Below are 24,029 nucleotides of genomic sequence, written 5' to 3'. Positions count from 1 at the left end.
TCGAGCTCGTGCCCTCACAGCCGAGGCGGCGCGGATCGGGATGCGCAGCCCTCGCGGCCTGGCGCTCGCGGATTCACATGGCTCTCGGGACATGTCGACGCGACCTCCGCCGGCGCGCCCCGACGATCACGAGCAGGGCGAAGACCCCGTGCGGCCCGTCCGCGAGGCGGCAGCCGGCGCAGCCGCCCTTGTCGCCGCCGCCTCCGCCGGCCGTGTCGCTGCCCGCGCCGCCGCCCGTCAAGCTGCTCGTGGCGCCGCTCGTGGTCCCCGGCTGGCCGCCGGTCGTCGGGGTCGCCGTGGTGCTGCCGTTGCTCGTGCCAGCGGTCGTGGTGCTGGTGCTCTCGCTGCTCGTGCCGCCGTTCGTGCCGCTCGTGTTGCTCGTGCTCGTGCTCGTGCTGCTCGTGCCGCTGCCCGTGCTGCTCGTGCTCGCGCTGCTCGTGCCGCTGCCCGTGCTGCTCGTGCCGCTGCTCGTGCTGCTGCCGGTCTCGCTCCCACCGGACGACGTCTCACCGGCCGGGAGGCACAGGTCGATGGCCTGGCAGGTCTCGCCGTCGCCGCGGCAGGTATCCCCGGGCGAGCACGCGCCGCCGTGGACGTGTTGTGGCTCGGGAAAGCAATCGAGGACGCGAATGCACGCCTTCGTCGCCTGGCAGGTCGTGCCGTCGGGGCACTCGTCGTCGCTCGTGCAGACCAGCGCGTAGCACTCCGCACCGCAATGGCCGGTGCCCCCCTCGCTGCCGGGCGGGCAGTCGTCGGGCGGCCGGCGAATGACATCGGCGCGCGCGGAGCCGGCGAGCAGCGCGAATGCGGCCGCGAGGGGCCAAACGATGCGCACAGGGAGGTACAGTCTCACGTTTTTCCTCGCCGCCACGGTATCATCCGTCGCTCGTGATCGGCAGCCGCCCCCTCGCCGCCCTGCTGCTCGTGGCCGGTCTCGCGTGCGAGCCTGCGCCGCGGCCCTGTCCGGCGGGTACCGTCGCCCACGCCGAGCGCGCACGCTCGCTGGTCGCCGCGGTCCGCGGCTCGCGCGTCGGACCTGCGATCGCCGGCGCGAGCCCGACGATCTGCTTCGGCGGCCACGCGCGCGGCACGTCGCGCCCCGACGGCGTCGTCGTGCTGGCGGACTCGCTCGCCGACGCCGCCGCCACCGCCCGCCTGGCGCACCAGTGGATGCACGTCGTCGACGGGCTGCACCGCTTCCCCGCCCCCGACGTGCCGTGCGATCGCCAGCTCGTGGCAGCGCTGGCCGCCGAGGCGCGGGCGATCGTCGCCGAGATCGAGGTGTGCGACGAGCTCGCGTGCGACGCGGCGCCCTTCACGTTCGCCGCCGAGGTGCGGGCCGCCGCGCCGGCCGAGCGCGCGGGCCTCGTCCTCGCGCGCCTGCAGGCCGAACCCGAGGCCGACGGCCTCGCCGTGCTGGTCCGTGACTATCGCGCGCGCTGCCCGGGCGGAGGTTGAACATTCGAGCATGTCCAAAACGACATGCCCTTTCAGACACCTTCGAGCGCTCGGCCGTCGACGCGCGCAGCACGACACGCCCCATCCGCTGCGGCGAGACGAGGATGTTCCATTGCGCCGGGGTGGTCCCTCGGTTGCAGCGATCGGTCCGTTCGGGCTTGCGGGGGCGTGCCCCCTCGGCTAGGGTGCGCGCCGGCTCCGCGGAGCGGGGTCCGCTCTGAATGTGGCGCCACGGCCGGCATGACGGAGTCGACGACAACCCCTGAACCATCGCCAGCCCCGCCGGGCCCGCAGGAGACCTTCGCCGCGCTCGCGCTGGCGCCTCCGCTCGCCCAGGCGCTCGCGGTGCTCGGCCTGTCGCACATGACACCGGTCCAGGCGCAGGCGCTGCCGAGCCTGCTCGCGGGCCAGGACGTGATCGCCCAGGCCAGCACGGGCAGCGGCAAGACCGTGGCGTTCGGCCTGGCCCTGCTGGCCCGCGTCGACGTCGACCTCGCCCGCGCGCAGGCGCTCGTGCTCTGTCCGACCCGGGAGCTCGCCGATCAGGTCAGCACCGTCCTCCGGCGCCTCGCGCGGTTCATCGCCAACCTGAGGGTCGTGACCCTGTGCGGCGGCGTGCCGGTGCGGACGCAGAAGCCGGCGCTGCAGGCGGCTCCGCACGTCGTCGTCGGCACCCCGGGGCGCATCCTCGATCACCTGGCGCGCAGCAACCTCGAGCTGTCCGGTCTGCGCGTCCTGGTGCTCGACGAGGCCGATCGCATGCTCGACATGGGCTTCCTCGAGTCCATCACCGCGGTCGTCGAACAGGCCCCGAGCGCGCGGCAGACCCTGCTGTTCTCGGCGACCTACCCCGAGGACATCCGGGCGCTGAGCCGCCGGCTGCAGCGCGATCCCGTGGCCGTCACGGTCGACAGCGTCGTCAGCCGCGCCGACATCGAGCAGACCTTCTTCGCAGTCGAGCCCGCCCGCAAGCTCGACGCGCTCGCCGCCTTGCTGTCGCAGCACCGACCCGAATCGGCGCTGGTGTTCTGCCACACCCGCAACGACGTGCGGGAGGTCAGCGCCCAGCTCGCCAGGCGGGGCTTCTCGGTGCTGGCGCTGCACGGCAAGCTGGAACAGCGCGAGCGTGACGAGGTGCTGCTGCGCTTCGCCAACAAGAGCTGCGCCGTGCTGGTGGCGACGGACGTCGCGGCCCGCGGCCTCGACATCCAGGAGCTCTCGGCGGTCGTCTCGTGGGAGCTGCCCACCGATCCCGACGTGCATCTGCACCGGATCGGCCGCACCGGCCGCGCGGGGCGCAAGGGGCAGGCGTTGGCGCTCTGCTCGCCGTTCGAGCGCGAACGGGTCGCGGCGCTCGAGCGAGCGCAGGGGGCGCCGTTTCGCTGGGGAGAGTTGCCCAACCTCGACGACGACAGGCCGACGCGGCCGCCGATGACGACCCTCGTCATCGAAGGCGGCCGGCAGGACAAGCTGCGCGCCGGCGACCTGCTCGGGGCGCTCACCGGCGACGTCGGCCTCCCGGCCGAGGTCGTCGGCAAGATCGACATCCTGGTCCGCCATACCTACGTGGCGATCCGCAGCGACCACGCAGAACGAGCGTTGAAGGGGCTGCGCGCCGGCAAGATCAAGGGCCGGTCGTTTCGCGCCCGGGTGCTGAAGTGACGACGAGCCCGAAGTCCAAGATCCGCTGCACGGCATCACCCTCGAGGCCATGGTCAACGACCTGGTGGCCTTCTTCGGCTGGCAAGAGCTCGGCCGGCGCATCTCGATCCGCTGCTTCACCAGCGAGCCGAGCGTGTCGTCGAGCCTCAAGTTCCTCCGCAAGACCCCCTGGGCCCGAGAGAAAGTCGAGAGCCTGTATCTCTTCGTCCAGCGCGAGCGCAGGCGGCAAGGGCTGTAGGGCATCGCCACCAGGCGCTCGGCTCCCCTCGTGATCGCCGGCGCCGAGCCGATGAGACGCGATCCTCGCAGCTCGCGGCCGAGCGAGCGCCTTCACTGACCGTTGGGTCTATAGGACATGTTTATAAAAACATGTCTCACGGGACATATGGTCAATCTGCGGTTCGTCGAGGGACGGGGCTCGACGAATTCGCCGGAGCGACGACCGCGAGGTCGAAGCCGCGGCCGATTCAGTTCACGAGCCCGTCGATTTTTTCGGAAGGCGGCGGTGCCAGGACTCACGGGTCGGCGAGCAGCCGCTCCGCCGCCTCGCGCTGGCCGGCGAAGGTCGCCCCGAGGACCCGATACGTGGCGATCGCCGGCTCGAGCAGCGCGCGGGCCTCGGGCGCGCGCGAGGCTTCGTCGGCGAGCAGCGCCCGCGCCAGCTCCACCCGCGCGCCGGCGAGGTCGGGGTCGTCGGCGTCGAGCCGCGGCGCCATCGACTCCAGCGCCGCGCGCAGCGCCTCGCTAGCCTCGTCGTCCCTCCCGGCGGCCAGCAGCGCCCGCCCCAGCGAGCGCCGGGCCGCCGCGACGTCGAGCGCCCGATCGCCGGGCAGCGCCGCCAGCAGGGCCAACGACGCGCGCGCCGAGGCGAGCGCCTCCTCGTGCTGTCCCAGCGCCAGGGCGATGTCGCTGGCGACCCTCCGGCTCTCCGCGGTCACCGCCGCGGACGGATCGAGCGCCTCGCAGGTCGCCAGCGAGCGCCGGATCCACGCCTGCGCCTCGCTCGCCTGCCCCAGTCGCAGCAGCCCCGCCGCGGCGTGCCGCTGGAACGACGCCGTGATCATGTGACGCTCGCCGAAGCTCGCCTCGCAGCGGGCGAGCGCGGCCGCGTAGTGCTCCTGCGCCGCGATGGGATCGTCCAGCGCCTCGGCCAGCATGGTCTCGGCGTTGATGGTCCCCAGCAGGTCGTCCTGCGCCAGCGCGAGGGCCCGGCTCGCCAGCTCCGCGGCCTTCGCCCGGGCGCCGCGGCGACGCTCGAGGTCCGACAGCCGGATGAACGGCCACATCGCCGCCGGGGTCGCCTGGCCCGCCGGCGCGACGTGCTGCAGCGCCTGCTCGATGCGGGCCCGCGCGAGCGCGTGGCGGCCGAGCGACTGCAACGCCTTCGCCTCGTAGACGAGGATCTGCTGGACCAGCGGGTGCCCGGGCCCGAGCGCCGCGGTCGCCTCCGCGAGGGCGGCGCTGTACGACGCCAGCGCCGCGGCGTAGTCCCGCGCTTCGGCCGCGAGGCTGCCGAGGTTGACGCGCGTGCGCGCCAGCTCGAGCGGCGTCGGCCCCTGCGTGTGCGCGAGCGCCTGCTCGTACAGCGAGCGCGCGGCGGCGACCTCCTGCCGCATGTGCATCCGCGTCCCGCGGTTGTTGTACGCGAGCCACTGCAGGCGGCCGTCGGCGGGGAAGCGACCGACGTGGGCGATCACCAGCTCCTCGTCGCTCCCCGCCGCCTCGTCGCGGCCGAGCTGCACGCCGCGCACGTACAGGCGGCGGGCCACCGCCTCGGCGGCGGTACGATCGGCGCGCCCCTCGATCCCGCGGCGCAGCGCCGTCGTCAACGCGCGCTCGGCCGCCTCGCCGCGGGTCTGTTCGAGCTCGGTCGTCCCCAGCACCAGCGCCGACTCGGCCACCAGCGGCGAGAAGCCGAGCGCCTCGGCGCGCGCCAGCGTCGCCCCGGCCGCCTCGGCCGCCGCCGTGAAGCGGCCCGCGCCGAGCAGCACCTCGGCCTCGGCCAGGCGCAGCCGCTCCGCCGCCACCCCGCGCGCCAGCGTCGGCTCGTCCGGCACCCGCGTCTCCGTCGTCAGCGCCGTCGCGTCGGTGCACGCGGTCACCGGCGGCAGCCCCAGCGTCGCCTCGATCGCCCGGTCGACCAGCGCCGCGTCGGCGTGCACGAGCAGGTCGGTGAGCGCCACCAGACCGGCGCGCCGGCGATCGAGGCACGCCATGCTCAGGTCGAACAGCGCGTCGGACTGCTGGCCGCGCCGGTGCGCCTCGCACGACGCGCGACGGCTCGCCGCCCACGCCCCGGCGTACGCGTCGACGAGCGGCGCCACCCGCTGCGCCGTGTCGGCCGCGTAGGTCAGCCCGGTGGCGACGAACGCCTCGCGCAGCGCGTCCGCGCGGGCCTCGCTCCACACCTCCGTCAGTTCGAACCCCGGCCCGCTGCACGGCGCACCCGCTCGTCGAGCTGGGCCAGGCCCCAACCGCCGGCCCCCAGCGTCGCCCCGAACGCCAGCGCCAGCGCGGTGTTGCGGCGCCGGGCCGCCGGGTCGCGCTCCAGCGCGTCGCACAACGCCGCCATCGACGCGTGCCGGTCGGCGGGCGCCCGCGCGAGCCCGCGGACCACGACGCGCAGCACCCAGCCCGGCACCTCGTTGTCGGCCGGTGGCGGACGCACCGCCCCGGCTTGCGCCGCCATCAGCTCGGCCAGCGAATCGGCGGCGAACGGCAATTGAGCGTAGAGCGCCTGATACAGCGAGACCGCGAAGCTGTATTGATCGCTGGCCTCGCTGGCCGGCTCGCCCGCGAATTGCTCGGGGGCCATGTACGCCGGCGTGCCCATCAGCGCCCCCGTGCGCGTCAGCGGCGCGCCGAGCAGCCCGCTCGACGGCTCGATCGCCGACGGCTCGACCAGCGCCGCGCGGGCCAGCCCGAAGTCGAGCACCTTCACGCGCCCGTCGTCGACCCCGCCTTCGACCAGCATCGCGTTGTGCGGCTTGAAGTCGCGGTGGATCACCCCGGCGCGGTGGGCCGCCGCCAGCCCGCGGCCGGCCTGCACGTAGACCGCGAGCGTGTCCCGCCAGTGCGGTCGGCGCTCCGGCCAGCGGTCGAGGCCGATCCCCCGCACGTGCTCCATCACCACATACATCTGTCCTTCGTGGCGACCGACCTCGATGACGGCCACCACGTTGGCGTGGACCACGCGGGCCATCGCCTGCGCCTCGCGGACGAGCCGCGCCTCGGCGCCCCCGGCGAGCGACTCGCCGAGCAGCTTGATCGCCACCTTGCGATCGAGCTCCGGATCGTAAGCCGCGTACACGACCCCCATTCCGCCCTGGCCGATGCGGTCGAGCACCGTATAGCGGCCGATCCGCAGCGCCGCCCGGCGCGGGAACAGCCGCGCCGCCAGCAGATCTTCCATCCGCCGGTCGTCGGCGCCGTCGAGGCTGGGGAACGCCAGCGGCCCGGTGCGCCCCGGGAGCGCGACCTGTCCTTCGAGACATGTGCTCGAATCGTCGCCGGGCTGCGTCGCCGCCTCGCCGAGCGAGGGCCGGAGCTCCGTCGCGGGGCGCGTCGTCGCGTCTGCCTGGTCTCGCCCCATCGGTCGCTCCTCGCCCGAGGCGGAAGGTCGAGCCGCGGGGGCGATCAATTCATCCGGCGCGTCTTTTCCCGATTCCATCCCGGATCTTCCGCGCCCGCGTCCCCATGCCGTCGACGGTGCCCTCGCTCGTCGTGAAGGAACCGCAGCATCGGCGGCCGTTCGCCCGGCCGGTCGTCACCGCCCTGCCGGGCGCGGAGGCGTGCGTCCTCGTCGGCCTCATCCACGCCCGACATGGTACCCGGAGGGGGGCCGCGAGCGACGCGCGACCGCGCTCGCGCGAAAAAGGGTGCGGCCGGTGGATTGGATCCGGCCGTCGCTCGACTCAGGCCTCGAACCCCGAGGACATCGACCATGACGTATCGCCACCGCCGCTCCCTGTCTTACGCCCTCACCCTCGCCGCCCTCGCCAGCCCCGCCTGCGACGACCTCGACGCGCCCGAGCCGGCGAGCGTCGAGTGGCGAGGGATCGAGGTTACCCCGCTCAACACCTCGAAGCTCCTCAACACCGACCTCTCGGCCGTCGACACCCTCGGCGCCGTGCTCGCGGGGGTGAGGCTCGTCAGCGTCGAGGTGAAACGGGCACAAGCTTCTATCCCGTCCAGCTGTCCACCCTCGCGGCCGAAGCGGGCGAGCTCGTCGGCGAGGCCATGTTTCCCATCGGCGACACCGCGGTGGCCGGGGACGACTTTCTCCAATCGATCTGGACCTTCCAGGTCGGCGGACCCTTCTACACCAGCGTCGAGGCCCGCCTGATCGACATGGAGACGGCGGACGACGCCGGTCTGTACGAGGACGTCCTTACCCCCGATCCCATCACCCACCCGCGCAAGCTCGACCCGCTTCGCTGGGTCTACACATTCATGTACGTCGACGGGGCCAACCTGTTCAACGTCTGCGAGTCCGACAATCAGGTCGGCGCTCGCATGGTGATCTTCGGCGACATCCTCGTGAACAAATCCACCGGCGACATCGACGCGCGCCCCAACACCCTCCAATTCGGCTGCCTCACCAGCGCCGTCGGCAAGGCCGCGCTGTGGGGATACGCGCCGGACAGCCCGAGCCTGGCGAGCGTCACCCTCGAGGAATTCAGAACCGGCACGAGGATGGTCCGCGCCGACTACTGCGCCGACGGCACCTCTTACACCGCCGTCGGCCAGGTCATCTCGATGAGCGACCGCTGGGGTATCAACCAATACGCCAACGGGCACACCACCGAGGCCGCGTGGAAGGCCGGCCAGGGCGCGACCTGCCTGCGGCGGAAGCGGCTCGACGACGAGGACTTGAAAGCGCCGCTCGTCTGCCCCGACCAGCACGAGATCCCGCTGTGCGGCCCGGACAGCGTGCTCGGGAGCCGCCTGCTCGCCGGCGACGACGACATGTGGACGAAGATCCGCCCTGAACCCCCGGCGACTCCGACGCCCGGCCGTGTCCGCCACGGCGGGATGAGGTGAATCCACGGTGCTGGCGACATTCGACGCATGCCAGGATCGCCGGCGCGAATCACAGGACCCCGACGCCGCGGAGCGGTCGGATCGCCCGCCGGCTCCGGCTCACAGCACGTGCGGTTCGGCTTGAGTCGGGATGGTGGGCAAGCGAGCGGCGCTCGGGTCGCGTGGCCTCTGACGCGAGCGCCCGCTCGCATCAGCCCGCGTGAAACGGGCCGTCAGATGCCGTTGCGCCGCAGCAGCAGCGACGCCTGCGCGCGCAGCAGCGCCGCCGCCTCGGACTTCGTGGCGAGCACCTGCTCGCACCATCGCCTCGCGGCCGCGCGCTCGCCCTGCGCGGCCGCGAGCTCGCCGGCCCGCAGGGCAGCGCGGGCGCCCGGTTCGCTGTCGCTCGCGCCGACCTCCGCGTAGACGGCCGCCGCCTGCTCGTAGGCCCGCCGCGCCTTCGCCGGCGAGCCGGCCCCGGCCGCGAGATCGCCGAGCCCCGCGTGCGCCTCGGCGAGGAAGTTGTCGCGGATCCCGTTCGCCTCGGCGACCCGCAGCGCGCGCGAATAATAGTGTTCGGCCTGTTCGACCTTCCCGGCCCCGGCGTAGGCGTGGCCGAGCCCCACCAGCGGGTACAGCAAATAGCGGTGTTCGGCGTCGTAGGTCGCCTCCATCAGCGCCAGCGAGCGGAGATAGTGCGGGATCGCGTCGAGGTGGCGACCGCGGCGGACCTCGACGTCGCCGAGCCCGTGGATCGGGTGCGCGAGCAGCGGGTGGTGCTCGCCGAGGATCGCCACGAACAATTCCGAGGAGCTGATGAAGTGGGTCCACGCGGCCGCGAGTTGGCCCTGCTCGAGGTACATCAGCCCGAGGTTGTTGTGGACGATCGCCTCGAAGGGCTCGCGCTCGCCTCGCTGCCGCAGCCGGGCGAGCGCCTGCACGTATTCGCCGCGCGCCGCCGCGAGATCGCCGCGCAACTGGTGGCTCGTGCCGACGTTGTTGTGGAACAGGACGCGCAGGACCGCGTCGTCGCCGGCGCGCTGGATCAGCGACTCGGCGAACGGCGCCGTCGCCAGCGCCTCGGCCGGGCGGCCGAGGTGGTTGCCGACCACGAACATGCGCACCGTCGCCGCCTCGGCCGCGGTCGCGTGCAGGTCGTGGCGGATCCCCAGCCGCGTCGCCCGCTGCAGCGCCGCCTCGGCCTCCTCCCCGCGCACCAGGTTCATCAGCACGCGGCCCTCGACCAGCGCGGCCTCGGCGTCGAGCGGCGCGTAGCCGAGGCCCGTCGCCTCCTCGCGGGTGCGCCGCGCCAGCGTGAGGCCCTCCTCGTATCGACCTGTCCGATCGAACACGTCGGCGCGGGCCAGGTCGCCGCGCAGCGCGGTCACCCGCTCGGCCGCCGCGGGGTCGTCGGGCAGCACGAACGACAACAACCCGCTGGCGTCGGCGCACGTGGCGAGGCTCGGCAGCGCCGACGCGGCCTGGACCGCGTTCTCGACCACCGCGTTGTTGGCGGCCGCGAACACGTCGACGAGCGCCGACAGATGGGCCTTGCGGCGATCGAGGCAGGCGACGCGGAGGTCGGCGAGGTGGTCGGTCTGCGCCCCGGAGGCCCGGTCCTCGCACGCGGCCTGGCGCTCGGCCACCCACGCGCGCGCGTAGGCGTCGATGCGGCCGCGGACCCGCCCGGCCGTGTCTGTCGCAAAGGGCAGGTGCGTCGCCGCGAACGCGCGCGCCACCGCGGCCTCGCGCGCCGGGTCCCACACCCCCGCCAGTTGCTCGCCGCCCACCTGGCAGCGCTGGCCGTCCTCGACCCGGCTGACCGCGACCGCGTAGCTCGCCAGCGAGGCCGCGCCGATCAGCGCGGCCGTCGCCGCGGCCCGTCCCCGCACGCGCCACGGATCGTACTCGAGCGCCTCGATCATCGCCGCCATGCTCGGCCAGCGCTTCGCGGGGTCGATCTCCAGCCCGCGCGCCAGCGCCTTGAACACGCGCCGCGGCACCTGCGACTCGAGCGGCGCCGGCGGGACCACCCCGCGCCGGACCGCCTCGCGGATCGCCGCCCACGAGTCGCCGGCGAACGGCCGCGCGCCGTAGAGCGCCTCGTACAGCGTGACGCTGAAGCTGAACTGATCGGCGAGCGGGCTGGCCACCCGTCCGAAGTGCTGCTCCGGCGACATGTACGCCGGCGTGCCGAGCGAGTTGCCCATCTGCGTCAGCCGCACCGACCAGTGCAGGTTGTTCGAGCGGTCGGGCGCGGATGCCCCCGGCGACGCATGCGTCGACTGCGGCGAGCGCATGCCCTCCTCGGTGTCGACGAGCTCGTGCTCGGGCATGGCCGCGCGGCCCGAATCGTCGGGGCCGCTCTCGGCCTGGACCAGCCCGAAGTCGAGGACGCGGGCGCGCCCGCGATCGTCGACGAGCACGTTGTCGGGCTTGAAGTCGCGGTGCACGAGGCCGGCCGTGTGGGCGGCCGCCAGGCCGCGACCGGCGTCGCAGATCGTGCGCAGGATCAGCTGCCACGGCCGCGCCTCGGCGCGCAGCCAGGTCGCCAGCGTCTGGCCCTCGACGTACTCCATGGCCAGATAGATGCCGCCGTCGTGCTCGCCGACCTGATAGACCTGCACGACGTTCGGGCTCGACAGGCGGGCCATCGCCTGCGCCTCGCGGGTCATCCGCTCGCGCACCGCCGGATTGTTGAGCAGCTGCCGGCGGACCAGCTTCAGCGCCACCTTGCGCTCGAGCCGCGCGTCGTAGCCCTCGAAGACGACGCCCATGGCGCCCTCGCCGAGCTTGCGCAGCACGCCGAAGGGGCCGATGAGGGCCGGATCTGCGCTGGTCTCGCTCATCCGCGCAGCTCTACGGGACGTCGACGATCTTCCCGCTCTGGAGGAGCCCGCCGGAGGCGAACGGCGCGCCGCAGGCGGGCAGCGGCAGCTCAGCGCCTGCGGCCCGAGGCGCATGTTGCTCGCGTTGAGGCAGACCGCCCCGTTCGGCCCCCACTCGGCCTCGACCACGAATGGAACCTCGGGATCGACGTCCTGGATGCCGAGCTGGTCGAGGACGTGAATCGGCGTACCCTGCTGCGTGTGCGACACCCCGTCGCCGCAGTAGTCGGCGCGGACCAGCCGCGTGCAGGCCTGGTGGACCTCGCGCAGATCGGCGAGCCACGGCCTGTAACCCCATTCGACGCACTTCGCCAGCGCCGTGTCGCGGCACGCGAACGTGACGCTGCTGGCCGTGGCCGGCATGCGACCGCCGGTGCCCGGGTTCCACACGTCCGCCAGCAGGATCGCCTGCGTCGGCTCGCCGGCGCCGTCGATGCACATCGGGCCCCAGCCGCCGGAGTCGACCTTGAGCGAGACATCGAACAGCCACACGTCGGAGCCGGGGGCCAGCGGCGCGACGTCGAGGATCTTGAGCAGCTTCTGGCGCGTCGTCCCGCCCTCTTTCACCTCGAAGTGCAGCTTGGCGTCGTCGAGCTCGAGGCCCGCCAGCTCCTCGCCCTGGTGCGACGTGACGACCAGCATGCTGCCCTCGAGCCGGGCGTCGTCGGCCACGCCGTCGCCCTGCACGTTGACCTGCTTCAGCTGGATCTGGTCTAAAGGTCCATTGGGGCCGTTGAGGAGCGCCCCGTTCAGCAGCGCCCCGTTCAGCAGCGCCCCGTTCAGCAGCCCCCCGTTCAGCAGCGCCCCGTTGACCTGGGCGCTGCGGACCTCGACCTCGTCGCAGCCGCACGCGCCGTCACCCGCCCGCGGCTCGTCGCACGCCGCCGTCGCGGTCATCACCACCACCGCTCCGAACACCGAAGTGATTCGCATCGATCCCTCCCCGCGTCCGATCATTATACACACTGATCTTCGGCGACGGCCAGCGCGAATGCGAGGCCGCGTGTACGACCCTGTCGGCCGTCTCTTACGAATCCCTTGCTGTCCTATCGCGGATGAACAATGTTGACTCTCCCGATCGTCCGCACCTCGCCGGAGCGCGACACATTGGGATTCTCGGCCCCGGCGCCCTCGAACATCCGTTCACATCGCCGCGCGAGGTGGTCGCGCGAGTCCCCGCCGGGGACGCGCCCGGAGGAGGCGTTGTCGGGGCAGGTCGTCAGATCTGCCAGCGCGCCGCCGCGGCGACGCGCATGTAACACCTCGTGACGCGGCGGAGCCGCGCCGGATCGCCGCCGCGCACGGTGCCTGCAGACCCCGGCCGTCGCCGCGAGGCTTCGATCCTTCATTGGCATCCAGCCCGGTACGCACATTCACCGGTGACGCGAATGCTGCCTCGGTGGCTCTCCGCGGAGGGGCCCGGCCGCGGCGCGCGCTCGATCGACACGACGAGCGAGAGCGCCGGCTCCACCATGAATGGCGAGAGCGGCCGCGCATCCGCTGCCGCTCGTCGGTCCGACTGTACCGTCATTGAACCCGATTCAACGCGCCTGCAGTCGGACCCCGCGGAGGCGCGCCAGCTCGACCGCCGCGTCCGCGTGGTCCCACACCGTCGATACCCACGTGTCGCCCTCCACCCGCGACTCGAGCGCCGCCACGAGCGCCTCCGGCGTGTGCTGCGACGCGAGCGCGAGCGCCAGCGTGCGAGCGCTCGCGGCGTTTCGGATCGTCCCGAGCTCGTCGTCCGGCGCGTACTCGACGTGAACGACCACCTCCTCGCCCAGCGGCGAGAAGTCGACCAGGGCCGCCAGCATGTCGCTGGCGATCGCCAGCACCCGCAGCGCCGGCAGCCGGGACTCGCGCAGGAACGCGTCGAGCAGCCCTCCGTCCACGCCCGTGAGCAGCACCTCTTCGAGGCTCTCGCTGGCGATCGCCGGCAGCGTCGGCGACAGGCTGTGGATCCCCAGCTCGACCAGCCGCGGCAGCGCCCGCACCGCCTCCGCGAGCCCGTCCAGCGCGTCGAGCACGACGATCAGCGACTGCAACCACGGCAGCGGGTGTTCGGCGATCGTCGCCAGCCACAGTGGGTCGTCGACGTCGTGGAGCTGGCGCAGCACCGGCCAGATCGCCGTCTGCGGCAGCGCCTCCGCCTGCTCCGCCGTCAGCGTCCGCCGCACCAGCAGCCGCCGCTGCCCGATCCATTCCGGCTCCTCGTCCCTCTCGTCGTCGATCACGCTCCCGTACAGCAGCTCCGTCTGCCGGTCCCAGTACGGCGGCTCCACGATCCCGACCGCCTTCCACGGCGCGTCGTCGACCATCGCCTCGCTCCACACGAGCGGGCGTCCGTCGGGCCAGCGCTTCGGCCGCTCGCCGCGGCCGAGCCGTCCCACCAGCCAGCACGCCTCCTCCGCGGTCAGCAGGTGCCGCGCAGTCGCCTCGAACGGCTCGCTCCCGCCGTCGAGCAGCTCGACGATCTCCGGGGTGTCGCTCGCCCCGAGCGGGCTCTCGCCGTCCATACGAAGCAAGAAGCCCGAGCCCACCGCCGACTGGTCCTCGTCGAACCCCGTCCAGTGGATCGCCGCGTAGGTCTGTCCGACGTTCACCGCGATCTCGAGGTTGTCCCACTGCTCCCGCGGGTCCGCGAACAGCCGCGCGAGCTCCCCCGTCGTGCTGTCCGAGTCACCCCGGTCATCACTCGTCACCGTCATGCGCTTCTCCGCCCCGGGCGCGTCCAGGAGGTCCCGGGCTGCATCCTTCGCACTGTAGCGCAACCCGGCGCCGCGGACCGGCCCGCCGCTCGAACGTGCCCGTCTCCGCCCCCGCTCCGGGACCTGCGATGGCGTCCCGATCGGCCTTCCGCGCCGCGGTGGAGCTTTCGCGCTCGCACCCGGCGACCCGCGGCGGGCGCCCGGACGTGATATCCACGCGTCATGGCCGAGGAGCCGCGCCGCATCGCCGAATACCTGCGCTCCGACGACGAGCGGCCGTTCATCCACAAGGCGTTCGACCGGACGCTCGGCGACGCCGATCGCCTCGCCTACGCGGCGCTCGTCGAGGACCGGGACCCCGAACGCGCCGAGTGGCTGCGCCTCGAGGTCGCCCTCCATTCGCGCGCGGCCGACGACCCCGCCGTGCTCGCCCGGTTCGTCGCGCTGGCGCGCAAGATCGGCCTCGACTACGCCGACGCGCTGCTGCGCGAAGACATCATGAACTGCGGCAGCGACGGCGCCAAACAGGCCGGGCGGCGCGTCCGCTTCGCCTTCGCCTGCCCCAAGCGGTGGGAGACGCTCGCGCCGGCCGACGACGCCTCGGTCCGGCTGTGCCAGCAATGCAACGAGCGCGTCTATTACTGCGAGACCGTCGCCGACGCCGAGGTCCGTGCATTCGCCGGGCAGTGCATCGCCATCCCCAGGGCGCTCGCGGACGGCGGCGTCCAGACCGTACAGCTCGGCCGACCGGACCCCGTCGGCCACTGGGCCGACCGCCTGTTCTCGTACGGACCCGGCGCTCCAAAGCACGTTGACGCCCTCGTGGTCCTCTATTCGCAGCAGGCCGAGCTCGTCGGTCGCTCCCACGTGTTGAACCCGAAGGGCGTCACCGTCGGCCGCGGCCTCGACAACACGATCGTGCTCGGCGGCGACTCCGTCTCGCGCTGCCACGCCCGCCTCGAGCGGCGCGACGACGGCTGGTGGGTCCTCGACAACGGCAGCACCAACGGCACCTACGTCCACGACACGCAGGTCCAGGAGGCGCGCCTGGCCGCCGGCGACCTCCTGAAGATCGGCAGCACGGTCTTCAAGTTCGTCGCGGCACCGGAGTGACGCGCGCATGAACGAGGCAGCCTCACCCGCGCGCCGGCTCACCCGGGCCGCCCAGCGCAAGCTCAACGATTTGGTCGCCCAGGGCGTGCCCTCGCGAGCGCGATCCAGCAGGTGCGCGGCGAGCCCGACGCGTTCGAGCAAGTGACGCCGGTCGAGCGACCCGCCCCGGCGCCGCGGCCCGCGTGGTCCGGCGATCGCACCGACTGGGAGCGCGCGGTCGAGAAGCTCCAGATCCTGCGCGAGCTCGATCGCGGGTACACGACGTTCGGCGCGCGGACCCACCGCTACCTCGTGCGACCGAAGGCCACCACGGGCCAGCTCGCGGCGATCGAGAAGAAGCTCGGCGTCGAGCTTCCGCCCGGTCTGCGCGCGTTCTATCGCAACATCGGAGACGGCGGCGCGGGGCCGGACCACGGCCTGTTCGCCGCGGCGGAGCTCGAGCCCCGGCGTCCAGGCACCGCGTACCCGGGGATCGCAGCGTTGCGGGCGCTCGGCGCTCGCACCGACGCGCAGCCGCCCGAGCCGACGTACGCCGACCTGTCGCCGTCACGGCTGACCGGCATCGTCACGATCCTGTCCTCGGGCTGCTCGCTGTACTCCGGCGTGGTGTGTACCGGTGACGTCGGGCGCATCGTGCACTGGGATGACGACCGCATCGTCGAGACCGACGACACGCTCGCGGCGTGGTACGAGCGCTGGCTCGACGACGAGATCGCGCGGTTCGAGCTGGTCCTACGAATGCGCGACGAGGGCGCCACGATCGACGCGATGGTGATGGCGATGAAGCGCCTGTTGTCCTCCGGACGATCACCCGCCGCCGACACCTCCCGCGCGCGCGAGCTCGTGGAGGCGAAGCTCCGCGGGCTGTCGCCGGAGGAGGCGGGTTAGGTTCGACGAACCAGCCGGCGCAGCCGCAGGTCAGCCCCGGGCCGGGCCGTGGAGCGCGTTGAACACGGCGGCGATCTCATCGGTGCCGTGGCCGAGCTGCAACGCCCGTTCGAAGTAGGCCAGGGCCAGCTCCGGCAGCCTCCCGTCGACGCTGTTCTCCCGGCTGAGGCGCACGATGTGGCGAATGGCGTTCGTATGAATGTCCAGCGTGCAATCGGTCCCCTTGAATTGCCGGTGGACAACATCTTCTTGCACATGTCGGCGGTGATCGAGATGAGCGGCATGATCGCCTGGAACTTCTCGAAGTAAGCGTCGAGGGGGAACGACTCCGACGCGCAGATCGCCGCCCCTTGCAGGACCGCCAGGGTGGCGCCGTAATAGCTCGACAGCAGGGCGCAGTCGAGCGCTGCCGCGGCTCCGATCGGCTCGCCGACGTGGGAGGTGGCCCCGCCGATGACGCGCAGCGTCGACTGGTGGCGCTCGTACAGGTCCCTGGGGCCGGAGTAGAACACCGCCGTCTGCTCACCGCCGATGTAGCTGGGGTACGCCAGGATGCAACCGTCCAGGTAGTCGATCCCGAGGCTCGAGGCCCACGCCGCCCCGCTGCGGGCGTCGCCGGGCGTGCCGCTCGTCAGCTGGACCAGCGTCCGACCCTTCGCGGCCGCGGCCACGAGCGGCGTACGGAGGACCTGGTCGCTCGCCTCGTAGTCGGACAGCGAGACGATCGTCAGGTCGCTCGCGCCGCACGCCTGCTCGGGCGTCGCGGCCACGTTCGCCTGGCCGTGAAACGGCTCCGCTTTGCCGGGAGTCCGGTTCCATACGGTGACTGGATGACCGGCGTCGATGTAGGCGCGCGCCAGCGCGGCGCCCATCTGACCCAAGCCGACGATGGAGACGGTCACTTTGTGCGTCATGCGTGATTCTCTCTCTTCCTTCGGTGCCTGCGAGTATACGAGCGCGCGCGCCGTGACCTCTTTCGCGGCCCTGCTGCGAATCCTCGGCCCGCGGCCCCAGGTCGACGTCGTCGCGCCACCCGCGAAGGGTAGCGCGGCGCTCCGGCGCTTCGAAGGGGTCACCTCGTCCAGGTGGCGGCCGCGTGAGGAGAAATCCAGGAGGCGCCCTGAGAGGCCGAGGGCCCCCGGGGCCGCGCTCGAATTCCTCGTCGACCCGGAAATCGGCCGACCCGATGACGCGTTGGCAGCCCAGAGTCACATGGGCCGCACGAACGAGCACATCCATGGGGGCCGCCGCCGCGCTCTGGCTCTGGGCCTGAGCGGAGCGGCGCTGGCAGGGTTGATCTACTTCGAGGGTCTGCCCGCCCGAGCAGAGGCCGAGTCGGCCGTTTACTTCGAGGCCGAGGCGGACGAGGCGATCGAGTCCATCTCGCCTCAGCCACCGGCCGAGTCCTCGATCCCGGCCCCAACTCCGACCGACACACGCCTCGCCATGGCGACCGTCGCCGAGGCCGACGCCGCGGCGTTGCCCGTCGCCCCGCCCGCCCCCGCGCTCGTGCTCGTGCCGTCCATCGAGGGCCTGAGCCTGCACAAGGCCAGGAAGCAGCTCGCCGCGGTCGGCCTCAAGCTCGCGGTGCGCGACGAGTACGGCGAGAAGATCGAGCGCGCGTACTGGAACGAGTACGAGGTGCGCAAGCAGAAGGTCGACGCCGGCGCCGAGGTCGAGCCCGGCTCGACGGTGAAGGTGAAGGCGCGCATGCGGCTCCGCTACGCGTCGGGGTACTGAGTCGATGGGCGACGCGATCGTACGGGTGCTCGTGTTCACGGCGCTGGCGGGTCTCGCCTTCGCGCCGCTCGAGCACCTGTTCGGCCGTCACCGCGACCCCCGCCCTGGCTACCTCGTCGACCTCGGCTTCGCCACCTTCGGCGGTCTGCTCGTCCATCTCGGCGTCGCCACGCTGGTCGGCGGCGCGCTCGCGGGTCTGGACGGCCTCTCGCTCGCGAGTCCGCTGTTCGCCGGCGTCGGCAGCCGCACCGCTCGCACCGCGCTCGAGGTCGGCGCCGGGCTCATGCTCTTCGAGCTCGTCGGCTACGCGTACCACCGCCTCGCCCACGCGATCCCGTGGATGTGGCGGCTGCACGCCGTGCACCACAGCTCCGAGCGCATGGACTGGCTCGCGTCGTTCCGCCAGCACCCGCTCGAGATCGTGCTGGTCACCCTCGCCCAGAACGCGCCGCTGGTGCTGCTCGGCCTCCCGCTCGGCTCGCACGCGCTGGTGCTGCTCGCGCTGCGGCTCAACACCGTGTTCGTGCACGCCGATCTCGAGCTGCCGCGCAGCCGCGCGATGCAGTGGTCGAGCGAGCTGCTCGCCACCCCGGCGTTCCACCATCGGCACCACCAGCGCGCCGGCACGCCGCGCAACTTCTCCACCCTGTTCCCGTGGATCGATCGGCTGTTCGGCACCCACGACGCCGCGCCCGCGGGCCCCGTGGGGCTGTCCGAACCGACACCGCGGAGCTTCCTCGGGCTGCTCGTGCTGCCGTTCCTGAGCCCGGCCGCGGCGCGCCGGATCGCAACGAAGTAACCGAAGCTCAGTCCTCGGCGACCTCGTTCATGGGTCGTCGACACGAGGAACGCCATGTCGGTCGGATCCGGCTCGCGGCCGGCCGTCGACGTCGTCCGGCCCGGCGACGACGTCGACGCCCCACGCCGCGCGCTTGACCCCCGACACGACGCTGTGCGCGCCTCCGTGCTGAACACCTCACGCGTGCTGTCGCACCGGGCGAGCATGAGGCCAGCCCCGTGACGCGCGTCGCAGTCACAGCGATACCGTCAACTTGAACGGCAGCCCCGGCTCGGGGATGCCCACGCCGGTCGTATTCCCGATCCATACGCACGAGCCGCCGCCGACCTGAGGCGTCGGTGCGAAGGCGGTCTGGATGCCGATGCCGACGTCACGGTCGATGCGAAGCCCGCCCGTCCCGCTCAAGACGCCCGAGAAGCCGAAGTCGATGCCGCTGTGCGGCCCGCCAGTGAATAGGCCGACGCCGTTGAATTGTCCGCCCGGGAACACCTGCGCGAACTCGAGAGATACGTCGTGGTCATGCCATACGCCCGGGAACGATCCCGTTCTGATCAACGCCGGCAAGCGGATTTCGAACGGTAGGCCGTCCGGCCCGATCCCCGGCCCCGTGGTCAGCCCGCGCCACACACATTCGGCGCCGACCAGCTCGAACATCGCGCTTGTCGAGGTCTGGATGCCGATACCGACGTCGCGGTTGATCGTGAGGCCGCCGGACTCCGTCGCCACCCCGGTGAAACCGAACTGAATCCCTTGGTGCGGGCCGCCTGTGAAGACACCGACGCCGTTGAACGCGGTGTCGAAGACTTGTTGGATCGAGAACGTCACAGGGTGCTCGTGCCAGATACCTGCGAAGTTCCCGACAAAGATCAAACTCATGGCCGTCTCCTCCGATCGGGTCGAACGTGGATCGCTCCGCGTGCCCGGCAAGCGAGAATCGCAGCGCCAGGGCGCCCGAACCGCCCGCCGCGGCCGGACCCGAACAATTCCCTCGGCATGAAAGCGCCAGCATCGACGGGCGTTCGTGACCTGCCCCGAAGGACATGCCGTGTCCGCAGTCGCACGATTTTCGCGGCCCTGCCGCCGGCCTCTCCGCGCTGCCCCGTCTCGAAGGACCCGGCTTGGCGGTGCTGCCGGCCCGGGGGTCGTGCTGAGGAAATTCGAGGCGCCACCTGTGGCCCGCGGCGCAGTATCATGCGACCGATGACGAGCGCGCCCTGGCACGACGATCCCGCCCTCCGCGGCCGTTTCCACCCTGACCACCCGGACGACCTCCAGGTTCTCTTGCATGACGGCGAGCCGCGCCGCTGCGGACGCGCGCCCGAGGGTTGCTGGGTGACCGTGCGAGGCGTGCGGCAGACACTGCGGATCCCGATCGCGCCGGAGGGCACCAGCCCGCCGCTGCTGGCCGACGCGGTCCGATGGGTCGAGCGACCCGTGTACGAGGGGATCCTCCTCAACGAGCCGCAGCAGCTCACGACGGCGCACAAGGGCGACACGCTGCTGTTCGTGACGAGCCCGGGGATCCCGCATCCGGTACGGGTGACGGAGGCGTACGTCGGCGAGCGCAGCAGCTGGTCGATCCAGCCGTGCAACCGCTGCGGCGCCGACCAGGCGCTCGATCCGCCGACGATCATGGCCCATACCCGCTTCCCCGACGCGCCCGCCGGATCGGTGCCGGTGGCCTTCAGCGCGTTCTGCCCGTGCGGTGGGACGATGCTGCTCGCGCTCGTCGAAAATGCCGCGGCGCTGCCCGAACAGCCGCCGGCGCGCAAGCCGTGGTGGAAGTTCTGGTGAGGCCCGCGTGAAGGGAGACGCGGGGTCGGGCCCGCCGCCCAGGCGAGGCACGGGCCGACGGCCAAGACCGCGAGGCCCAGGTGACGCCTCGGTAGGCGTCTCTGTCACGACGCGGTTCGCGGAACGGATACGGCGGGGACGACGGCGTAGAGGGCCTGAGCTTGGGCCACGCCGCGCAGGCGGTGGCTACCGAGCGCGACCAGGCGCGTGCGGGCCGCGGGCAGAGCGTCGGCGAACGCCTGCGAGACCAGGACGTCCTGCGCAAGCGGGCGGCACATCGCCCCTATCCGCGCGGCCTCGTTGACGGCCGGGCCGATGACGGTAAAGTCGAGACGAGCGGCGCCGCCGATGTTGCCGTAGAACACGTCGCCGAGGTGCAGCGCGAGGTAGGCCCCGGTCGCGGGCAGGCCCGCGGCGACGCGACGGGCGCTGACCTCGGCGAGCGTGGTGAACACCGCGTCGGCGGCCGCGAGCGCACGGCTGGCGGCCTCGGCGGTGCTGTCGCCGACAGGGAACATGCCGAGCAGGCCGTCGCCGATGAACTTCAGGACAGTGCCGCCGTGGGCGTGGATCGCCTCCACCTGCGGATCCGCGTAGTCGTTGAGCAGCGGGAGGACGAGTTCGGCGTCGGTCGAGTCGACCATGCTCGTGAAGCCCTTGAGATCGCTGAACCACACGACTGCACGGATGCGTTCCGCGACGCCGCGAGCGATCGCCCCGCGCAGCACGCGTCCGCCGGCGTCGCCGCCGAGGTAGGTCTCGACCACGGTCCGGGTGATCTGGCGGACCGTGCAGGACAGCATCGCCGCGGCGAGGAACGGGCCGAGCGCGGCGACGAGGGCGACGTCGGCCTCGGTGAAGCCGGCGGGCGCGTCGCTGCCCCACGACGAATACACGCAGTCGAGCTCGCCCATCTTCACGGCGTCGCCGAGCCGATGGACGCACGCGATGTAGTCGGTGATCCCGGTCGCCGCGAGCTCCGCGAGCACCGCGAACGGGTAGCGGCCGTCCGCCGGCGGGCAGCGGAAGCGGTACAGCGACTCATTTCCGGCGAGCAGGTGGTGGAACGGGCTCGCCACCCACAGCGGTGCGTTCGGCAGCGACGCCTCCCGGGTGATCTCGACGCACTCGATGCCGACGTCGCGCCGCCAGGTGTACAGCCGACCGCCGACGAGCGGGTGCAGCGTGTCGACGCCGACGATCATTCGTGACAGCGGCACCCCGCCGGCGACCAGCCGGTCGCACACGCCTTGCACGACCGCGAGCTCGGGCACGCCGGCGAGCGTGTCCTCGGTGATGCTGCGCGACAGCTCGATCAGCAGGCTCTCGCGCGCGTGTGAGCTGGCGGTCATCGGCTCCGGCGGACCATCTTGGCAGCACAAAGCAGTCGCAGACAAGCGAGGGCGGGCCCGCGCATCGTCGACTCGCCGCGATCGGCGCAGGGGCAGCTCGCGCCGTCGTCGCGGCCCGCGAATGCCCCGCGGCTCGTCCTCCGACCTCCGCGTCGACGAGCCGGATATCGGGTGAGTCAGGCAAAACTTCGCCAGAGGTATGTCCCATCGGACATGTCCATCGAGACCGGCAGCGCTCGTCCGCCCGTCGCCCGCGCGTCGCTGCGCGCCGGCGAGCGCCATGCATCGAACATGACCTTCAGGGCACCGCGGCGGCCTCGAGCGGCTCGTGTTCACCAGTGAGATAGCACGCGCGGGGCTCCCGTTCCCGATCGCCACCTGCGAACGCTACCACCGACGAGGCGGTCGACGACCGCTCCATCGACCTGAATGGTCGCGTGGAGCTCGCGCGGCCGCGATCCGGAAGCGAATCCCATGACGAGACATTACACCTTGATGACATCGCTCGCCCTCGCCTTTACCCTCGGTACGACCAGCCGCTCCGCCGAGGCCGCGCATCCGACCTGCTCGCAATCGTTCGCCGTCACCAACGTGCGAGTGTTCGACGGCGACAAGGTGCTCGTCAAGGCCACCGTGCTCGTCGTCGACGACGAGATCGCGGCGGTCGGGCCGAATGTGAAGATCCCGCAGGGCACGCCGACGATCGACGGCGCAGGCGCGACGCTGATGCCGGGCATGCTCGACAGCCACGCCCACGCGTGGCAGCGCGGCGACCTCGAGCGCGCGGCGCAATTCGGCGTGACGACCGAATTCGACATGTGGTCCGACCTCGGCTTCATCCAGGCGATGACGGCCGAGCAGGAGAGCACCGGGGCGCCGGACCGCGCCGACGTGTTCAGCGCGATTCACCCGGCGACCGTCACCGAGGGGTATCCCTACAACTGGACCCCGGACGTCATCGAATCGCCGACGGTCGACAGCCCGCAGGGGGCCAAGAAGTTCGTCAAGGATCGGATCAAGGAGGGCGCCAATCACCTCAAGATCATGCTCGAGGACGGCACCCTGACCGGCCCTCCGATCCCCGTGCTCAGCGACGCCACCATCGCGGCGTTGACGAAGGAGGCGAGAAAGCGCGGCATGTTGAGCATGGCGCACATCACCAAGCAGGCGCCGGCGTTCTCGGCGGTCGGCAACGGCGTCGACGGCCTCGTCCATGTATTCGTCGACGAGCTCGCCACCGCGCAATTCGTCAAGCTGGCGGTGGCGAAGGGGATCTTCGTCGTGGGCACGCTCGGCGCCGAGGAGTCGTTCATCACCACCGACGGCGGCGCCGCGATCATCGCGGACCCCGACCTCGGCCCCTACCTCACCGAGCTCGAGAAAGAGTACCTGCTGTTTCCCGCGCCGCCGAGCGTGCTGACGCTCGAGAACCTGCAGATCGCCCAGGACAACGTGCTCGCGCTGCACGACGCCGGGGTGCCGATCCTCGCCGGGACCGACCTTGCGACCCACGGCGTCAGCATCCACCGCGACCTCGAGCTGCTCGTCGACGCGGGCCTGACCCCGACCCAGGCGCTGGTCGCCGCGACCTCGGCGCCGGCCGACGCCTTCGGCTTCGGCGATCGCGGCCGCATCGCGCCCGGGCTACGCGCCGACCTGGTGCTGGTCGACGGCGACCCGACCACGGACATCCTGGCGACGCGCGCGATCCGGAAGATCTGGAAGCTCGGCGTCGAGGTCGAGCGCGCGCTGCCGTGAACGCGGGCCCATGGGCGAGTGAGAGGTCATGGGCCTGTCTTTCATGCCCTATCCACCGTGACGCAGCGCCTCCGCGGTCGCGGGGTCGGCGGGAAAGAACGACTCGATCGCCAGCTCCGACAGCGTGACGTCGACGGGACTGCCGAAGATCGTCGTCGTGCTGAGGAACGACAGCACGACGTCGCCGACGCGCAGACGCAGCGTCGCCACCAGGTCGGTCCCGTGAGCGGCGACCGCCCGACCGCCGCCGAGCTCGGCGTGTAGCGCGACGAGCACCGGATCGGCGCTCGCGTCGATCTGCTGCTGCAGGCGCTGCAGGACGTGGGCGCGCCACTCCGCGGCGTTGACGATCCGCGGCCACAGCCCGTCGGGCGCCAGGCTCGCGCGCAGCACGTTCATCGGCGGCTCGCGCAGGCGCGCCGGCAGGTCGCTGACGAGCGGCGCGAACGCTCGGTTGGCCGCGACGAGGTTCCAGTGGCGATCGATCGCTATCGCCGGGTACGGCTCGTGACCCGCGAGCAGCAGATCGATCGCCCGGCGCGCGCTCGCCAGCTCGGGCGCGTCGAGCGGGTGCTGCGAGTACATCGGCGCGTGCCCGGCAGCCAGCAGCAGCGCGTTGCGAGCGCGCAGCGGGATCGACAGGACGTCGGCGAGCTTGAGCACCATGTCACGGCTCGGCGTGGCGCGGCCGGACTCGAGGAAGCTGACGTGCTTGGTCGAGATGTTGGCCGTGGCGGCGAGCGCCAGCTGGCTCATGTGCCGTTGCTCGCGCCACTGCCGCAAGAGGGTGCCGATCGGCCGGGTTGGACTCTGCATGCGCCAGCGAGTGTAACCGTCCCGCACCGGC

Annotated in this window: 19 protein-coding genes and 1 pseudogene; 11 read left to right on the top strand and 9 right to left on the bottom strand. The window is 72.2% G+C overall.

Features of this window, described 5'->3' with window-relative positions; translation table 11 throughout:
- Positions 1-212 precede the first annotated feature (212 nt).
- The 4 genes from OV079_RS50665 (at position 213) to OV079_RS50650 (ending at position 3,358) form a co-directional block, all read left to right on the top strand.
- Positions 213-701: a hypothetical protein gene (locus tag OV079_RS50665; RefSeq protein WP_267777742.1), complete on the top strand. Its 489-nt coding sequence runs from the start codon at positions 213-215 to the stop codon at positions 699-701.
- A 187-nt stretch (positions 702-888) separates the two neighbouring features.
- Positions 889-1,458 carry a hypothetical protein gene (locus OV079_RS50660; RefSeq protein ID WP_267777740.1) on the top strand — a complete coding sequence of 190 codons (570 nt, stop codon included), beginning with the start codon at positions 889-891 and terminating at the stop codon, positions 1,456-1,458.
- A 240-nt stretch (positions 1,459-1,698) separates the two neighbouring features.
- On the top strand, positions 1,699-3,120 hold the full coding sequence (gene dbpA / locus OV079_RS50655) for an ATP-dependent RNA helicase DbpA (protein ID WP_267777739.1): 1,422 nt from the start codon (positions 1,699-1,701) through the stop codon (positions 3,118-3,120).
- Between the two features lie 25 nt (positions 3,121-3,145).
- Complete coding sequence (locus OV079_RS50650; RefSeq protein WP_267778837.1) at positions 3,146-3,358, top strand: VF530 family protein; 213 nt, start codon at positions 3,146-3,148, stop codon at positions 3,356-3,358.
- 277 nt (positions 3,359-3,635) lie between these two features.
- On the opposite strand, the gene OV079_RS56920 is transcribed toward OV079_RS50650, so the two are convergent.
- Both OV079_RS56920 and OV079_RS50640 read right to left on the bottom strand, forming a co-directional pair.
- The gene (locus tag OV079_RS56920) at positions 3,636-5,528 is read right to left on the bottom strand and encodes a tetratricopeptide repeat protein (protein WP_267777738.1); all 1,893 of its coding nucleotides are present in this window, start codon (positions 5,526-5,528) and stop codon (positions 3,636-3,638) included.
- A gap of 5 nt (positions 5,529-5,533) precedes the next feature.
- Positions 5,534-6,712, bottom strand: coding sequence for a serine/threonine-protein kinase (locus OV079_RS50640; RefSeq protein ID WP_267777737.1), 1,179 nt, complete (start codon positions 6,710-6,712; stop codon positions 5,534-5,536).
- A 647-nt stretch (positions 6,713-7,359) separates the two neighbouring features.
- Between OV079_RS50640 and OV079_RS50635 the strand changes: the two genes are divergently transcribed.
- Positions 7,360-8,163, top strand: a complete 804-nt coding sequence (locus OV079_RS50635; protein ID WP_267777736.1) for an ADYC domain-containing protein — start codon at positions 7,360-7,362, stop codon at positions 8,161-8,163.
- Positions 8,164-8,375: 212 nt separating this feature from the next.
- Here OV079_RS50635 and OV079_RS50630 read toward each other — a convergent pair whose 3' ends face one another.
- Both OV079_RS50630 and OV079_RS50625 read right to left on the bottom strand, forming a co-directional pair.
- A complete protein-coding gene (locus tag OV079_RS50630) occupies positions 8,376-11,963 on the bottom strand; it encodes an ADYC domain-containing protein (RefSeq protein ID WP_267777735.1) in 3,588 nt (1,195 codons plus the stop codon).
- Between the two features lie 608 nt (positions 11,964-12,571).
- Positions 12,572-13,732, bottom strand: a complete 1,161-nt coding sequence (locus tag OV079_RS50625) for a hypothetical protein (RefSeq protein ID WP_267777733.1) — start codon at positions 13,730-13,732, stop codon at positions 12,572-12,574.
- Positions 13,733-13,960: 228 nt separating this feature from the next.
- Here OV079_RS50625 and OV079_RS50620 point away from each other — a divergent pair, with 228 nt between their 5' ends.
- Positions 13,961-14,851, top strand: a complete 891-nt coding sequence (locus tag OV079_RS50620; protein ID WP_267777732.1) for an FHA domain-containing protein — start codon at positions 13,961-13,963, stop codon at positions 14,849-14,851.
- Positions 14,852-14,962: 111 nt separating this feature from the next.
- Positions 14,963-15,739 (top strand): SMI1/KNR4 family protein, encoded by a 777-nt coding sequence (locus OV079_RS50615; RefSeq protein ID WP_267777731.1) that lies wholly within the window; start codon positions 14,963-14,965, stop codon positions 15,737-15,739.
- Between the two features lie 30 nt (positions 15,740-15,769).
- Here OV079_RS50615 and OV079_RS60050 read toward each other — a convergent pair whose 3' ends face one another.
- Both OV079_RS60050 and OV079_RS60045 read right to left on the bottom strand, forming a co-directional pair.
- Entirely contained in the window at positions 15,770-15,994 is a 225-nt protein-coding gene (locus tag OV079_RS60050; protein ID WP_420829608.1) for an imine reductase family protein, read from the bottom strand.
- 185 nt (positions 15,995-16,179) lie between these two features.
- Positions 16,180-16,815, bottom strand: a pseudogene (locus OV079_RS60045) (NAD(P)-dependent oxidoreductase); the annotation flags it as partial.
- Between the two features lie 136 nt (positions 16,816-16,951).
- On the opposite strand from OV079_RS60045, the gene OV079_RS50605 reads away from it, so the two are divergent.
- On the top strand, positions 16,952-17,479 hold the full coding sequence (locus tag OV079_RS50605; RefSeq protein ID WP_267777728.1) for a PASTA domain-containing protein: 528 nt from the start codon (positions 16,952-16,954) through the stop codon (positions 17,477-17,479).
- A 4-nt stretch (positions 17,480-17,483) separates the two neighbouring features.
- On the top strand, positions 17,484-18,278 hold the full coding sequence (locus OV079_RS50600) for a sterol desaturase family protein (RefSeq protein WP_267777727.1): 795 nt from the start codon (positions 17,484-17,486) through the stop codon (positions 18,276-18,278).
- Between the two features lie 234 nt (positions 18,279-18,512).
- Here OV079_RS50600 and OV079_RS50595 read toward each other — a convergent pair whose 3' ends face one another.
- Positions 18,513-19,154: a hypothetical protein gene (locus OV079_RS50595; RefSeq protein WP_267777726.1), complete on the bottom strand. Its 642-nt coding sequence runs from the start codon at positions 19,152-19,154 to the stop codon at positions 18,513-18,515.
- 324 nt (positions 19,155-19,478) lie between these two features.
- Between OV079_RS50595 and OV079_RS50590 the strand changes: the two genes are divergently transcribed.
- Positions 19,479-20,072 (top strand): hypothetical protein, encoded by a 594-nt coding sequence (locus OV079_RS50590; protein ID WP_267777725.1) that lies wholly within the window; start codon positions 19,479-19,481, stop codon positions 20,070-20,072.
- A gap of 104 nt (positions 20,073-20,176) precedes the next feature.
- Here the strand turns inward: OV079_RS50590 and OV079_RS50585 are convergent, their stop codons facing one another.
- Complete coding sequence (locus OV079_RS50585) at positions 20,177-21,424, bottom strand: adenylate/guanylate cyclase domain-containing protein (RefSeq protein ID WP_267777724.1); 1,248 nt, start codon at positions 21,422-21,424, stop codon at positions 20,177-20,179.
- A gap of 474 nt (positions 21,425-21,898) precedes the next feature.
- Between OV079_RS50585 and OV079_RS50580 the strand changes: the two genes are divergently transcribed.
- The gene (locus tag OV079_RS50580; protein ID WP_267777722.1) at positions 21,899-23,182 is read left to right on the top strand and encodes an amidohydrolase family protein; all 1,284 of its coding nucleotides are present in this window, start codon (positions 21,899-21,901) and stop codon (positions 23,180-23,182) included.
- Between the two features lie 48 nt (positions 23,183-23,230).
- On the opposite strand, the gene OV079_RS50575 is transcribed toward OV079_RS50580, so the two are convergent.
- A complete protein-coding gene (locus OV079_RS50575) occupies positions 23,231-23,998 on the bottom strand; it encodes a helix-turn-helix domain-containing protein (RefSeq protein ID WP_267777720.1) in 768 nt (255 codons plus the stop codon).
- Positions 23,999-24,029: the final 31 nt, after the last annotated feature.

The sequence above is a fragment of the Nannocystis pusilla genome (assembly GCF_026626665.1).
GTDB lineage: Bacteria > Myxococcota_A > Polyangia > Nannocystales > Nannocystaceae > Nannocystis > Nannocystis pusilla.
Note: the sequence above shows the minus strand (reverse complement) of the source record. Positions and strands in the feature narration are given on the sequence as shown.

Excerpts from the sequence above, each read along its gene's own strand:
- OV079_RS50575 (WP_267777720.1), bottom strand. The coding sequence starts at position 23,998 with ATGCAGAGTCCAACCCGGCCGATCGGCACCCTCTTGCGGCAGTGGCGC.
- OV079_RS50630 (WP_267777735.1), bottom strand. The coding sequence starts at position 11,963 with ATGCGAATCACTTCGGTGTTCGGAGCGGTGGTGGTGATGACCGCGACG.
- OV079_RS50595 (WP_267777726.1), bottom strand. The coding sequence starts at position 19,154 with ATGAGTTTGATCTTTGTCGGGAACTTCGCAGGTATCTGGCACGAGCAC.
- OV079_RS50635 (WP_267777736.1), top strand. The coding sequence starts at position 7,360 with ATGTTTCCCATCGGCGACACCGCGGTGGCCGGGGACGACTTTCTCCAA.
- OV079_RS50585 (WP_267777724.1), bottom strand. The coding sequence starts at position 21,424 with ATGACCGCCAGCTCACACGCGCGCGAGAGCCTGCTGATCGAGCTGTCG.
- OV079_RS50620 (WP_267777732.1), top strand. The coding sequence starts at position 13,961 with ATGGCCGAGGAGCCGCGCCGCATCGCCGAATACCTGCGCTCCGACGAC.
- OV079_RS50640 (WP_267777737.1), bottom strand. The coding sequence starts at position 6,712 with ATGGGGCGAGACCAGGCAGACGCGACGACGCGCCCCGCGACGGAGCTC.
- dbpA (WP_267777739.1), top strand. The coding sequence starts at position 1,699 with ATGACGGAGTCGACGACAACCCCTGAACCATCGCCAGCCCCGCCGGGC.
- OV079_RS50590 (WP_267777725.1), top strand. The coding sequence starts at position 19,479 with ATGACGAGCGCGCCCTGGCACGACGATCCCGCCCTCCGCGGCCGTTTC.
- OV079_RS50605 (WP_267777728.1), top strand. The coding sequence starts at position 16,952 with ATGGGCCGCACGAACGAGCACATCCATGGGGGCCGCCGCCGCGCTCTG.
- OV079_RS50600 (WP_267777727.1), top strand. The coding sequence starts at position 17,484 with ATGGGCGACGCGATCGTACGGGTGCTCGTGTTCACGGCGCTGGCGGGT.
- OV079_RS50580 (WP_267777722.1), top strand. The coding sequence starts at position 21,899 with ATGACGAGACATTACACCTTGATGACATCGCTCGCCCTCGCCTTTACC.